The 13741-nt window shown below is 60.5% G+C and carries 13 protein-coding genes; 7 read left to right on the forward strand and 6 right to left on the reverse strand.

The genetic code is table 11. The features are described from left to right. Positions 1-73 precede the first annotated feature (73 nt). Complete coding sequence (locus NDI87_RS12405) at positions 74-469, forward strand: type II toxin-antitoxin system HicB family antitoxin (RefSeq protein WP_296275578.1); 396 nt, start codon at positions 74-76, stop codon at positions 467-469. On the opposite strand, the gene miaA is transcribed toward NDI87_RS12405, so the two are convergent. From miaA to NDI87_RS12420, 3 genes are all read right to left on the reverse strand, one after another. After that, positions 460-1503: a tRNA (adenosine(37)-N6)-dimethylallyltransferase MiaA gene (gene miaA / locus NDI87_RS12410; RefSeq protein WP_296275579.1), complete on the reverse strand. Its 1044-nt coding sequence runs from the start codon at positions 1501-1503 to the stop codon at positions 460-462. The genes NDI87_RS12405 and miaA overlap by 10 nt on opposite strands. After that, entirely contained in the window at positions 1503-2714 is a 1212-nt protein-coding gene (locus tag NDI87_RS12415) for a multidrug effflux MFS transporter (RefSeq protein WP_296275580.1), read from the reverse strand. Before NDI87_RS12415 ends, miaA begins: the two co-directional genes overlap by 1 nt. Positions 2715-2783: 69 nt before the next feature. Further along, positions 2784-3122, reverse strand: coding sequence for a c-type cytochrome (locus NDI87_RS12420; RefSeq protein WP_296275581.1), 339 nt, complete (start codon positions 3120-3122; stop codon positions 2784-2786). 290 nt (positions 3123-3412) lie between these two features. Here NDI87_RS12420 and NDI87_RS12425 point away from each other — a divergent pair, with 290 nt between their 5' ends. Next, positions 3413-4795 (forward strand): beta/gamma crystallin-related protein, encoded by a 1383-nt coding sequence (locus NDI87_RS12425; protein ID WP_296275582.1) that lies wholly within the window; start codon positions 3413-3415, stop codon positions 4793-4795. Positions 4796-4949: 154 nt separating this feature from the next. Then, positions 4950-7565 (forward strand): diguanylate cyclase, encoded by a 2616-nt coding sequence (locus tag NDI87_RS12430; RefSeq protein WP_296275583.1) that lies wholly within the window; start codon positions 4950-4952, stop codon positions 7563-7565. 51 nt (positions 7566-7616) lie between these two features. Here NDI87_RS12430 and NDI87_RS12435 read toward each other — a convergent pair whose 3' ends face one another. Genes NDI87_RS12435 through NDI87_RS12445 form a run of 3 tightly spaced genes read right to left on the reverse strand, consistent with a single transcriptional unit; the run spans position 7617 to position 10006 of the window. Further along, entirely contained in the window at positions 7617-8231 is a 615-nt protein-coding gene (locus NDI87_RS12435; protein WP_296275584.1) for a riboflavin synthase, read from the reverse strand. A gap of 10 nt (positions 8232-8241) precedes the next feature. Next, positions 8242-9342 (reverse strand): bifunctional diaminohydroxyphosphoribosylaminopyrimidine deaminase/5-amino-6-(5-phosphoribosylamino)uracil reductase RibD, encoded by a 1101-nt coding sequence (ribD, locus tag NDI87_RS12440; protein WP_296275585.1) that lies wholly within the window; start codon positions 9340-9342, stop codon positions 8242-8244. A gap of 16 nt (positions 9343-9358) precedes the next feature. Beyond that, complete coding sequence (locus NDI87_RS12445) at positions 9359-10006, reverse strand: GntR family transcriptional regulator (RefSeq protein WP_296275586.1); 648 nt, start codon at positions 10004-10006, stop codon at positions 9359-9361. A 129-nt stretch (positions 10007-10135) separates the two neighbouring features. Here NDI87_RS12445 and scpA point away from each other — a divergent pair, with 129 nt between their 5' ends. The 4 genes from scpA to meaB form a co-directional block, all read left to right on the forward strand. Continuing rightward, entirely contained in the window at positions 10136-12316 is a 2181-nt protein-coding gene (scpA, locus tag NDI87_RS12450) for a methylmalonyl-CoA mutase (RefSeq protein WP_296275587.1), read from the forward strand. A gap of 46 nt (positions 12317-12362) precedes the next feature. Next, positions 12363-12692: a CopG family transcriptional regulator gene (locus tag NDI87_RS12455; RefSeq protein ID WP_296275588.1), complete on the forward strand. Its 330-nt coding sequence runs from the start codon at positions 12363-12365 to the stop codon at positions 12690-12692. Then, positions 12689-13102: a PIN domain-containing protein gene (locus NDI87_RS12460; RefSeq protein WP_296275589.1), complete on the forward strand. Its 414-nt coding sequence runs from the start codon at positions 12689-12691 to the stop codon at positions 13100-13102. Before NDI87_RS12455 ends, NDI87_RS12460 begins: the two co-directional genes overlap by 4 nt. A 4-nt stretch (positions 13103-13106) precedes the next feature. Next, the coding region (meaB, locus tag NDI87_RS12465; protein ID WP_296275590.1) for a methylmalonyl Co-A mutase-associated GTPase MeaB at positions 13107-13741 on the forward strand (635 nt) is incomplete at its 3' end.

Genomic DNA, 13741 nt, shown 5'->3' on the forward strand with positions numbered 1-13741 from the left:
AAAGACCTGCCGCTTGCTACGGTGCGCAGTATCTTGAAACAAGCAGGCCTGTGAGGCCTTTGAAGGAGTTGAAATGCTTTACCCGGTTTATGTGCACGTAGGCGATGACAAACATGCCCACGGTGTGACGTTTCCAGATTTTGCGGGTTGCTTTGCCGCGGCTGATGCATGGGATGACTTGCCTGCAGCTATTCAAGAAGCGGTGCAGGCGCATTTTTACGGCGAACCCGAGGCCGTGCCACCACCCTCCGCGCTTGAGGTGCTGGCATCAGATCCGCAATACAGCGGCGGCGTGTGGCTGTTGGCTGATGTGGATTTGGCCCGTATTGACACCAAGCCAGTGCGCCTGAATGTGAGCCTGCCTTCTAACTTGGTGCAGCAGATTGACACCTGGGCTAGTTCACACCACATGACGCGCTCGGGCTTTCTGGCCAAGGCCGCGCAGGAAGCGATGAGGACTCAGGTTTGATTGGGGGCGATCTCACCACCATGAACGCTTGGGTCGAAACGCTTGAGTTTTTCTTCCAGCGTGAGTCTATTTAAAAAATCAGCCGCCAAGGCCAGCACCTGCGCCAGCGCATCCGGCGCATCGCAGGCGACCACGCGCCGCTCGGGCATGGCGCGCAACCAGGTGATCTGTCGCTTGGCGAGCTGGCGCGTGGCAAAAATGCCCTTGTCGCGCAGCTCGCCCATGGGCCACAGGCCGTCCAGATATTCCCACGCCTGGCGGTAGCCGACGCAGCGCATGGACGGCAAATCAGGGTGCAGATCGCCGCGTGCACGCAAGGCCCTGACCTCGTCCAGAAAACCGGCAGCGAGCATGGCATCGAAGCGCTGGGCAATGCGCTGGTGCAGCCAGGCCCGGTCTTGCGGCTCCAGCGAGATCAGCAGGCTGTCCGGGTCATGCATGGGCGCATCGTTCTGGCCAGATTGCCTGGTCTGAAATGACGACAGCGGCTGCCCCGAGATGCGGTACACCTCCAGCGCCCTGGAGATGCGTTGCGAGTCGGCCGGGGCCAGCCTGGCGGCAGTGACCGGGTCCACTTGCGCCAGTTCGGCGTGCAGGGCGGGCCAGCCGACCCGCGCCGCCCGCGCCTCGATGTCGGCGCGAATGGCCGGGTCGGCGCGCGGCATGTCGTCGAGCCCGTCGCGCAGCGCCTTGAAATACAGCATGGTGCCGCCCACCAGCAGCGGCAGCTTGCCACGCGCCGTGATGTCGGCAATTAACTGCCGTGCATCGGCCACGAACTCGGCGGCGCTGTAGGCCTGCAGCGGGTCGCGGATGTTGATCAGGTGGTGCGGCACGGCGGCCAGCTCGGCCGCCGTGGGTTTGGCGGTGCCAATGTCCATGCCGCGGTAAACCAGCGCCGAATCAACACTGATGATTTCCACCGGCCAGGTTTGTGCCACGGCCAGCGCGGCTGCCGTTTTGCCCGAAGCGGTCGGGCCGGCCAGCGCCAGATAGCGGGGCAGGTCGGAATTTAATTGGAATCTGACCCCCATTATTTGGGTTCCCCATGTTTCTGCACCAGCGTCCAGGCGGTCAGCGCGATCAAACCGCTCCAGAACCACACGCCCAGCGTGAGCGGCAGCACGGTGCCGTCCATGTGACCGCCGAGCCAACTGCCCATGGCAAAGGCGGCCAGCATCATCAAGAAACCGTTCATGGCCGAGGCGGCACCGGCCGCGTGCGGGAACGGCCCCACCGAACCGCTTTGGCCGCAGGGCTGGTGGATGCCGTGGCCGATCACAAACAGCATTTGCGGCCCCATGATGGCCCACACGTTTTGCACGCCGGCCAGGCTGAGCACAGCCATCAGGGTGCCACCTGCGAGCGACAGCCCGCCCGCCCATTTGAGCGTGCGGCGCACGCCAAGGCGCGCCAAGCTGTAACGACACAAGAAGGTACCCGCAATGTAGCCCAGCGAGTTCAGCGCCATCAGTGCGCCGTACTGCGTCTTGCTCAGACCCAGCACATTCATGAAGACAAACGACGAAGTCGCCAAAAGGGTGAACAGACCACCGTAAGAAGCTGCGGAGAGGGCTGAAAATGCCAAAAAGGAAGGATGGCGAAAAATACTTTGCCAGGTTTTCAGCAAGGTGGCGGGCTGCAAGGCCTGGGGGTTCTTGCGCTGCAGGGTTTCCTCAAAACGCCAGGCGATCATGGCCAGACTGGCGGCACCAAAGATGGCCAGCGCCAACAGGGCAATGCGCCAGTTGAAGACCTCGGTCAGCAGGCCACCGCTGGGGGCACTTAAAAAGGCAATCACGCCCAGGCCGCTCAAGCCCTTGCTCATGACCCGCGCGCCCTGCACCGGCGCGTACAGGTCACGCACGATGGCGCGTGCGCACATCACCGCCGCACCCATGGCGGCACCTTGCACGGTGCGCCAGGCAATCAGGGCGGTCATGCTGGGCGCCAGCGTGCTGCCAATGGCGGCCAGCACGTAAGCGCTCAGGCCGATCAGCAAAATGGGCCGCCTGCCAAAGCGGTCGGACAGCGGCCCCCATACCAGTTGCGACACACCAAATGCCAGCAGCAGCGCCGTCAGCGTCAATTGCGCCTGCTGCATGGGCGCAGCGAAGCCGGCGGTCAGCACCGGCAGCGCGGGTAAATACAGGTCGGTGGTGACGGGCTGCAGGCCGAGCAAAAGCGACAACAGCAGCACGATCACAGCAGGGGGCATGGCTGTGGCAGTGGCTTGATTTGGCATGCCTTGGAGCGTAGCAGATAGGACGGCCGTTTTGCCGCCGGGCAGCCTTGCCCGCAACCCGGTTCGGTTCTATTGCGACAGAATCCAGTCCGCCAGATTTTTCAACTCCTTGGGGTCCTTGGTGTTGATGATCTTGTGTTTTTCCTCGGAGCCGTCCTCGAACTGAATTTTGGGACCGGTCGTCATGTTTTTGATGATCTTTTCCTGACCATCGGTTTTCTGACTGGCGGCGATTTTTTTCAGGGAAGGGCCTTTTTTGGTTTTGTCAACCGCGTGGCACTTGGTGCAGTCGTTGTCCTTGAACAGGGCTTTGGCTGCGTCGGCATCGACGGTGGCCTGGGCGGTCGCCATGTTGGCAAACGTCAGCATGAGTGACGCAGTCAGGATGGAATAGGGAAATTTAGACATTTTTTACTCCGGATGGTTTCACGTTGTGTCAAACAAGGCGGTAATAACTACCGCTTATTGAAGCTTAAGGCGATGTATGCCAATCCATCTGTGCGCTTGCAGACATAGAAAAAATGATGCTGTTGCGCTATCAATTCACACAATCTTGCTGTATTGCAAACTGTGTGCCATCGCACAGACGTGGTCTGAAGTCGTCGTCATAGTCCAGCTTGTGCCACTTGAATTCCATGGTGGCAGGACATGCCAGCTGCGGTTTGGCACATGCTTACAACTTTCTGGAGAATCTACCCATGAATGCATATTTAAAAAACGCATTGACGCTGACGGTTGTTGCGGTCGCCAGCCAGGCGATGGCAGAGGTCACCTTTTTTGAACGGGAGAGCTTTCAAGGCCGATCGTTCACGACCGACAACCAGATCAACAACTTCCAGCGTTACGGTTTCAATGACAGCGCCTCCTCGGCCGTGGTGACCCGGGAAAGCTGGGAGGTTTGCGAAGATAACCAGTTCGGTGGTCGTTGTGCGGTTTTGCAACCTGGTCAATATCCGTCATTGAGGGCGATGGGCCTGAATGACCGCGTCTCGTCGGTGCGGGCTGCGCGCAACAATGCCCCCGACCCGGTGACGCCACAGATCACCTTTTACGAGAATGAGGGTTTTACCGGCCGGTCGTTTGCCACGGACGATATGGTCAGAAACTTCGCACGCAATCAGTTCAATGACCGTGCCTCCTCGGTGGTGGTGGTGGGCGCTCCTTGGGAGCTTTGTGACAACAATCAGTTCAGGGGCCGATGTGTCGTTTTGCGTCCGGGCCAGTACCCTTCAATGAGGGCGATGGGTTTGAATGACCGTGTGTCGTCGGTGCGGATCGCGAACAGGGATGCGAGCGCCGCTGAAGAGCGTTACTTGCCTGCCAAGGCGTCAGGACAGGTCACCTTTTACGAGCATGACGGTTTTGCCGGTCGGTCGTTCACCACGGTTCAGTCGATCGATAACTTTGTGCAAAATAACTTCAATGACCGTGCTTCTTCGGTGGTGGTGATGGGCAGCCCCTGGGAGCTTTGTGACAACGTCCGTTACAGCGGTCGATGCGTCGTTTTGCAGCCTGGCCAGTATCCTTCGATGGCGGCGATGGGCTTGAATGACCGCGTCTCGTCGGTGCGAGCCGTGAGCCGGGACGAGCGCAATGATGACAATCGTTATGCGCCCGCGCCTGTTGCGGCACCTGACTACCGTCGGCGCAACAATGAGCGGCTCTACGAGGCCAATGTGACGTCCGTGCGTGCGGTGGTCGGAACCCCTGAGCAGCGCTGCTGGGTCGAACCCGGGCAGGTCGCCCAGACGCAAGGCAACGCCAACATTCCCGGTGCGATTGCAGGTGCCCTTATTGGTGGCATTCTCGGTCACCAGGTTGGCGGCGGAAGCGGCAAGGATATTGCCACCGCTGGTGGCGTGATTGCAGGGGCCGCGATAGGCGCCAACATTGGCCGCAACGACAGTGCTCAGCAGGCGGCTACCCAGGACGTCCAGCGTTGCGAAAGCATTCCGAACCGGGCCCAGGCCCAGTATTGGGATGTCAGCTACAACTTTCGGGGTCAGGAACACCGCACTCAAATGACTGCGCCGCCCGGAAACACCATCACTGTCAACGAGCAGGGCGAACCCCGCAAGTAGGGCGCCTGCACAACCCTCGACAAAGCAAAGCGGCCCTTCCGGGCCGCTTTGTTGTGTTCATGCGTGTCGTCAGGGTCAATTTGTCAAATTGCGCCAAACACAGAAAGCTTAAACTCTGCCCACAAGGGATACTGTTTATTACAAGGAAACGTCGTTGACTCAACGCTGGAAAATTCGATTGCCGTATCTGGTGGCATGGAGCCTGGCTTTGGTCGCCGTGTTGGCGTTGTTGTTGCTGACGCGCCAGGTCACGCAATCCAATTTGAAGGAAGCTGAGCGCAGCGCCCGGCGTGAACTGGCCAACCTGTCGTACCTGAGCCAGCAGCATGCCAGCCACACCCTGCATGCGGCTGACCAGACGCTGCAAATTGTGCGCGCACTCTACCTGCGCGATGGCATGGCGCTCGACCTGCCTGCCCTGGTGCGTCAAGGTGCGGTGGATGTGGATTTATTGCACCACGTGGCCATCATCGATGCCCAAGGCATTTTTCGCTTGAGCAACTTGCCACAGACACCGGCGGTCAACCTGGCCGACCGGGAGCACTTCAAGGTGCATGTGGCGCGCGCCAGCGATGAGCTGTTTGTTTCGCAACCGATGCTGGGGCGGATCTCCAACAAATGGACGATTCAACTCACCCGGCGCATCAGTCGGCCAGATGGCAGTTTTGCCGGCGTGGCGGTGGTGTCGCTGGATGCCGATTATTTTTCCGGTTTTTACGCCAGTCTGGACTTGAGACAACAAGGCAATGCGATGCTGCTGGGGCGTGACGGCAGGGTCTGGGCGCAGCGCGACAAACTGTCAGCGGGGGCGGCACAGGAGGTCTTGCCGCAAGCGCCGGGGGAAGGTTTTTTTGATTCGGACATGGCCGCAGATAGCGTGCCGCGCTTGTACCACTTCAGACAGGTGCCAGGTTTCCCGCTCTATGTGTCGGTGGCTTTGAGCAAACAGGAGTACCAGGAGGTGGCCCAGCGGACGAACCGGCTGGACTGGCAGCTGGCGAACCTGGGTAGCCTGATGCTGCTGGGTTTTGCTGTCATTTTTTCGTGGAACCGGTCCCTCATTCAGCAGCAACACCAGCAATTGGCGCAAAGTCATAAACAGATGACCCTGGCGCTTGACAGTGGTGGCCTGGCGCTGTGGTCCTGGGATTTGGTCACCGGCCAGATAGAGGTGGATGAGCGTTCGAGGGCCATGCTGGGCTTTCTGCCAGGCGAGCAGCGACTCGACAACGATCTGTTTGTCGAGCTCCTGCACCCGGACGACCGGCCGATGCTGGTCGAGCGCTTGCGGCCAGTGCTGAAGGGTGAGGTGCCGCGTTTGCTGCTGGAGCACCGGCTGCGCCACAAGGATGGGCATTGGGTGCACTTGATGGTGCGCGGGCAGGTGGTTGCGCGTGATGCGGCAGGACGGGTGTTGCGCATGACGGGTACCGTTGTTGATCGCAGCGAACAAAAACGGCTCGAACTGGCCGTGCAGCAAAGTCAGGCTTTGTTGCAAAATCTCACCGATCAGGTGCCGGTCGAGTTGTTTCAGTTTGAGGTGGATGCCGACGGGCGCATGCACTTTTCGTATTTGTCCAAGTATTTCCTGGATTTTTATGGCTTGACACTGGAACAGGTGCAGCGTGATGCATCGCTGGTTTTTGCCTGGCAACATCCCGACGATGTCGCCAGGATCAAGCTGTCGATCCAGCAGGCCGTGACCCAGCTGACACCCTGGCAAACGGAATATCGATTGAAATTGCCCGATGGCAGCGTGAGCTGGCGCGGTGGCCGCGCCGTGCCGCAAAAGCGTGATGATGGCAGTGTGGTATTTCATGGGGCTATTTTTGACATCACCGAGCGCAAACAGGCCGAAGAAGCGCAACGGGTGGCGGCGGTGGCGTTTGAGTCCAGTGCCGCCATGGTGGTCAGTTCGGCAGATTTGCGCATTTTGCGGGTGAATCAGGCCTTTGTGGCCTTGACCGGGTACAGCTTTGAAGAAGCGGTGGGCCAGTCCAGCAACATGCTCATGTCCGGTCGCCATGACCCGGCGTTTTACCAGGCCATGTGGCACAGCCTGACGCAGACCGGCCACTGGGAGGGAGAGCTCTGGAACCGGCGTAAAAACGGCGATGTGTACCCGGATTGGTTGTCAATCACCGCGGTGAAAGATACCCAGGGCCAGGTCACGCACTATGTGTCGGTGCATACCGACATCAGCTTGCGCAAGCAGTTCGAGGAAGACATTCGCAAACTGGCGTTTTTTGACCCGTTGACGCAACTGCCCAACCGCCGCCTGCTGCTGGACCGCTTGCAGCAATTGAGCGCGGTGCGGGCGCGCAACAACCAGATCGCGGCGGTGCTGTTTCTGGATCTGGACCGGTTCAAATTGCTCAACGACAGCCATGGCCATGACCAGGGGGATGAGTTGTTGATCCAGGTGGCGCAGCGCCTGAAGGCCTGTGTGCGCGAGGTCGATACCGTCGCGCGCCTGGGGGGTGATGAGTTTGTGGTGGTCTTGGCGCAGTTGAGCGACGATGCCGATCTGGTGCATGCCGGGGTGCAAGCGGTGGCCAACAAGATTTTGCAAGCCATGGCACGGCCGTTTGTTTTGCCAGAAGTGACCTGGAGCTTGTCGGTCAGCATTGGTGTGGCATTGCTGGTGGATGCCAGGGCATTGCCCGAAGACCTGTTGAAGCAGGCCGATATGGCCATGTACCGGGCCAAAGCCGCGGGCCGCAATGGTGTGCACTTTTTCAATGACCGATCACGCCCAGGCGCCGGATAGCTCGTCCCGGCAAGTGGGGTCACTGCCGTTGTGCCGTGTCCGGGCGCTATTTCACTTGCCCAGCATGCGCTCCACATAACGCGCGATCAGGTCAATCTCCAGGTTCACGCGTGAGCCGGCCTTGAGCGCGCCCAACGCGGTGTTTTGCACCGTGTGCGGGATCAGGTTGATGGACATCTCGCAGCCTTGGGCGCTGTCTTGGATCTGGTTCACGGTCAGGCTCACGCCGTTGACGGTGATCGAGCCTTTGTAGGCCAGGTATTTGGCCAGCGCAGGCGGTGCCATCACGCGCAATTGCCAGCTTTCACCGATTTCGGCGAAATAGGTGACCCGGCCAATGCCATCGACGTGACCCGCAACCATGTGGCCGCCCAACCGGTCATGGGCGCGCAGGGCCTTTTCCAGATTGATGGTGCCCAACTGGTCCAGCCCCGCGGTCTTGTCGAGCGACTCGGCCGAAATGTCGATGGTGAACTGGTTTTGTGCCGCATTGAGCGTTGTCACGGTCATGCAGGCGCCGTTGTGGGCAATGCTGTCGCCCAAGGCCACGTCGTCGAGGTAGCCGGGAGGGCAGGTGATGGTCAGGCGCTTGCCGTGGCTGGCAGTTGCGCCCAGGGGTTGCACGTTGCTGATGCGGCCGATGCCGGTGATGATGCCTGTAAACATGTTGATCCAATTAAAAAATGTCTCGACCGCTGACGCGGGCGACCACACGCAGGTCCGGCCCCAGCATGGCCGTGGACTTGAATTCCAGTGGCAAAGCTTGCGCCAGATCCTGCAGCGGACCAAAGTGTGCCATGCCGCGCCCCTGGCCGATCAGTTTGGGGGCCAGATAAACCAGAAATTCGTCCACCAGCCCCTCGCGAACCAGCGAGCCGTTGAGCTTTTCACCGGCTTCCACATGCAACTCGTTGATCTCGCGGCGCGCCAGGTCGCGCAGCATGGCGGCCAGATCGACCTTGTCGTTGGGGCCGGGCAGCAGCACCACGGTGGCGCCGCGCGCTTGCAGCGCGGCTTGCCTGGCCTCGTCCGGCACGGCGGCGTAGATGTAGAGCGCGCGCTCCGGGATAAAAAGCGCGGCGTCCAGCGGGGTCTCCAGACGGCTGTCGACCACCACCAGGGCAGGTTGGCGGGGCGTCTCGATCAGTCGCACGTCAAGCTTGGGGTTGTCGGCCAGCACCGTGCCAATGCCGGTCAGCACGGCGCAGGCGCGCGCGCGCCAGGCGTGGCCGTCGCTGCGGGCCGGGGCCGAGGTGATCCACTGGCTGACGCCGTTGTCGAGCGCGGTTTTGCCGTCGAGCGAGGCTGCCAGCTTCATGCGCACCCAGGGGGTTTGGCGCACCATGCGGCTGAAAAAACCGATGTTGAGTTCGCGCGATTCGGCGCCGCCGTGGCCGATGTCGACTTCAATGCCTGCCGCCCGCAAACGCGCCAGGCCCTGGCCGGCAACGCGCGGATTGGGATCGTTGATGGCGGCGACCACTTTTTTGATGCCGGCAGCCGCCAGCGCATCGCAACAAGGCCCGGTGCGGCCCTGGTGCGAGCAGGGCTCCAGCGTGACATAAGCCGTGGCACCCACCACGCTGTGATCACGGGCTTGCGCATCGCGCAGCGCCATCACTTCGGCATGGGCCTCGCCGGCGCGCTGGGTGAAGCCCTGGCCCAGCACCTGACCGTCGGGGCTGGTGATGACGCAGCCCACGCGGGGATTGGGGGACGTGAGCAGCAGGCTTTGCGCGGCCAGCGCCAGCGCCTGCTGCATGAAGGGTTCGTGCATGGCTATCAAGGCTTAATCAGTTGGCGGCTTCCAGGCCATTGGCAAAATGTTCCTGCATGCGCCGGGTGCACAACTGCGGGTTGCGTGCTGCCAGCGCCGCCATGATGGCGCGGTGTTCGTCCAGGGATTCCTGGATGCGACCGGTCTTGAGCAGCGAGTTGTGGCGGTTGAGTTTCATGACCTTGCGCAGATCCGCCACCATCTGGTTGCGCCAGCGGTTGTCGGCAATCTCCAGCAGATGCATGTGAAAACGCTCGTTGATTTCAAAAAAACGCTGACGGTTCACTTGTTCAGGTTGGACCGCGTTTTCCAGTTCCTGGTGCAGCGCCTGTAGCTCAGCCAGCTGGGCATCGGTGGCTCTTTGTGCCACCACCCCCGCCGCATCGGACTCCAGCAGACTCAGCAGGTGGTAGACATCGGCCAGGTCGCGGTCGGAAACTTCGGTGACATAGGCGCCGCGGCGCACCTTCATGGTCACCAGGCCTTCGGTGGCCAGCACCTTGAGCGCTTCGCGCATGGGGGTGCGGCTGATGCCGTAGTCCTGGGCAATCTTGAGCTCGTCGATCCAGCTGCCGGGCTCCAGCTCATGGTTAAAGATGCGCTGACGCAATAATTCGGCAACTTCTTCGTAAAGAGCGCGTGGGGCTAATGAAAGTGCTGACATGGGGCAAATTGTAAGCTGGATGGAATTTTTTGCATCAATAATTATAAATAATGTAAACTTGCTTGCTCAAAATGTGCGCCGCTGTCACAGTGGCGTGCGTTGCGATTTATCCCTTAACTGTTTGCCACCATGACACACACCAATCCTGAATTTCAGCCTGCCAGTCTGGACGCCTGGGCCAAAGCCGCCGCCAAATCCGCGCCGGGTGGTGATGTGGATGCGCTCAATTGGCTGACACCCGATGGCATTTCCGTCAAGCCTTTGTACACCGCCGAGGACACGAAAAACCTGCCTTACGCCAACACGTTGCCGGGGTTCGAGCCCTACCTGCGCGGCCCGCAGGCCACCATGTATGCGGTGCGGCCCTGGACCATTCGCCAGTACGCCGGGTTTTCCACCGCCGAAGAATCCAACGCGTTTTACCGCAAGGCGCTGGCGGCCGGCGGCCAGGGTGTGTCGGTCGCGTTCGATCTGGCCACGCACCGTGGCTATGACTCGGACCATCCGCGTGTGACCGGCGACGTCGGCAAGGCCGGTGTGGCAATCGACAGTGTCGAAGACATGAAGATCCTGTTCGACCAAATTCCGCTCGACAAAGTGAGTGTCTCGATGACCATGAACGGCGCCGTGCTGCCGGTGCTGGCGGGTTATGTGGTGGCGGCCGAAGAGCAGGGTGTGAGCCAGGACAAGCTCAGTGGCACGATTCAGAACGACATTCTGAAAGAGTTCATGGTGCGCAACACCTACATCTACCCGCCCGAGCCGTCGATGAAAATCATCGGCGACATCATCGAGTACACGGCCAAGCACATGCCGAAATTCAACTCAATCAGCATCTCGGGTTACCACATGCAGGAGGCCGGTGCCAACCAGGCGCTGGAACTGGCCTTCACGCTGGCCGACGGCAAGGAATACGTCAAGACCGCCATCGCCAAGGGCATGGACGTCGATGGTTTTGCCGGCCGTTTGAGCTTTTTCTGGGCGATTGGCATGAACTTCTACCTCGAAGTGGCCAAGATGCGCGCGGCGCGCCTGCTGTGGTGCCGCATCATGAAGGGCTTCAACGCCAAGTCGCCCAAGAGCCTGATGCTGCGCACACACTGCCAGACCAGCGGCTGGAGCCTGACCGAGCAGGACCCCTACAACAACGTGGTGCGCACCACGATCGAAGCCATGGCCGCGGTGTTTGGCGGCACGCAGAGCCTGCACACCAATTCGTTTGACGAGGCCATCGCCCTGCCGACCGAGTTCTCCAGCCGCATCGCGCGCAATACCCAGCTCATCATCCAGGAAGAAACCCACATCACCAACGTGATCGACCCCTGGGCCGGCAGCTACATGATGGAAAAGCTGACGCAGGACATGGCCGATGCGGCCTGGGCCATCATCGAGGAAGTCGAAGCCATGGGCGGCATGACCAAAGCCGTGGATTCGGGCTGGGCCAAGCTCAAGATCGAAGCCGCAGCGGCTGAGAAACAGGCGCGCATCGACAGCGGCAAGGACGTGATCGTGGGTGTCAACAAGTACAAGCTCAAGACCGAGGACGCCATTGACGCCCGCGACATTGACAACGTGGCCGTGCGCGACTCGCAAATCGCCCGCCTCAACGCCATCAAGCAACAGCGCGATGCAGCCCGGGTGCAGCAGGCGCTGCAAGCGATCGAGGAAGCCGCCGCCAGCGGCAACGGCAACCTGCTGGACCTGTCGATCAAGGCGGTGCGGGCCCGCGCCACGGTGGGTGAAATCAGCGATGCCATGGAGAAATCCTTTGGCCGCCACCGCGCCGACACGCAAAAAGTGACCGGCGTTTATGCCGCGGCTTTTGACACCGACACCACGGCCGGAGACACCATGGACTACTGGAATGCACTCAAGGCGGAAATTGAAGAATTTGCCACCGCGCAAGGCCGGCGCCCGCGCGTGATGATCAGCAAGCTGGGCCAGGACGGCCACGACCGGGGCGCCAAGGTGGTGGCCACAGCCTTTGCCGACCTTGGCTTCGACGTCGACATGGGCCCGCTGTTCCAGACACCCGAAGAATGCGCGCGCCAGGCGATTGAAAACGACGTGCATGCCGTGGGTGTGAGCACGCTGGCCGCCGGCCACAAGACGCTGGTGCCGGCCATCATTGCCGAGCTCAGGAAGCAGGGAGCTGACGACATCATCGTGTTTGTCGGCGGTGTGGTGCCGCGGCAGGACTACGACTTTTTGTACCAGGCCGGTGTCAAGGGCATCTACGGCCCCGGCACACCGATCCCGGTGAGTGCCAGGGACGTGCTGGCGCAAATCAAAAAGGCCTTGAGCCACTGAGATGCTACTTGTTATACTGTAATACCGTATTCAAAAGGAGTGCATCATGGCTGTTTCTGTTCGCATGGATCCATTGCTTGAAAAAGAAATGGCGCAAGCTGCCAAGCGTCGCGGTATTACCAAATCCCAATTCATCGTCGAAGCGGTCGAGCGTGCGCTGGGTCGTAACGACCCCAGCGAGATGTACCTGAAGGTGATGCAAGAGATGGCCAGCTACCAGATCGGGTCCGACACGACTGGCCCCGAGGTGGTGGAGAGCAGCCCCCGCAAACAGGCATTACATGACAAATTGCGCGCCAAACATGCACAAGAGCAAGCGGATTACGCCGAGTTTTTAAAAGCACGGCAGGCCCCGACGCTGGGAGACGCGGCGTGATTGTTGCGCTGCTTGATGCGGGGCCCATGATCGCGCTGTTTGACACCTCAGACCCGTTCCATGAACGCTTTCATCGAATATTGAGCCAGCCAGAGCTGCCCATGCGTTTGCACACCACATGGCCTTGTGTAACTGAAGCATCGCATCTTTTGGGCGCGCGTGAGCGATTTGGACTGTTGCGCTGGATCGGTTCAGGCTGCGTGCAAGTGTTTCCATTTGATACCGAAGACCTGGCGGACATGACCGACTGGATGATGCGCTACACCGACACACGATCCGAGATGGACTTGGCCGATGCCACCTTGTACTGGGTGGCACATGAGACCGGTGTCAGCCGTATCCTGACGCTCGATGTGCGTGACTTTTCGCGTTACCGGCTGCCCGATGGGCGGGCGTTTGAGATTCTTTAACTTCATGAACCTCGCCGCTCCCTTGTTGCTTGATGGCATTTTGCATGGCACAGCGCCAATGCAGCGCCGTGCCATGGCCAAGGCCATCACCTTGCTCGAATCCACCCGCCCTGACCACCGCTTGCAGGCCGACGAGCTGCTCACAAACCTGTTGCCGCACACCGGCCAGTCGTTCCGGCTGGGCATCAGCGGCGTGCCGGGCGTGGGCAAATCCACCTTCATCGAGGCGCTGGGCCTGTACCTGATTGGTCAGGGTCACCGTGTCGCGGTGTTGACGATTGACCCGTCCAGCACCGTGTCGGGCGGTTCCATCCTGGGTGACAAGACGCGCATGGAACTGCTGTCGGTGCACGAAAAAGCCTATATCCGCCCGAGCCCCAGCAGCGGCACGCTGGGCGGTGTGGCCGAAAAAACCCGTGAAGCCATGCTGGTCTGCGAAGCCGCTGGTTATGACGTGGTGATTGTCGAAACCGTGGGCGTGGGCCAAAGCGAGACGGCGGTGGCCAACATGACCGACATGTTCGTGCTGATGCAGTTGCCCAACGCCGGTGACGACTTGCAAGCCATCAAGAAAGGCGTGATGGAGCTGGCCGACCTGGTGGTCATCAACAAGGCCGACCTTGACCCCGATGCCGCCAC

Source organism: Rhodoferax sp., from assembly GCF_023701345.1.
In the GTDB taxonomy this organism is placed as follows: domain Bacteria; phylum Pseudomonadota; class Gammaproteobacteria; order Burkholderiales; family Burkholderiaceae_C; genus Rhodoferax.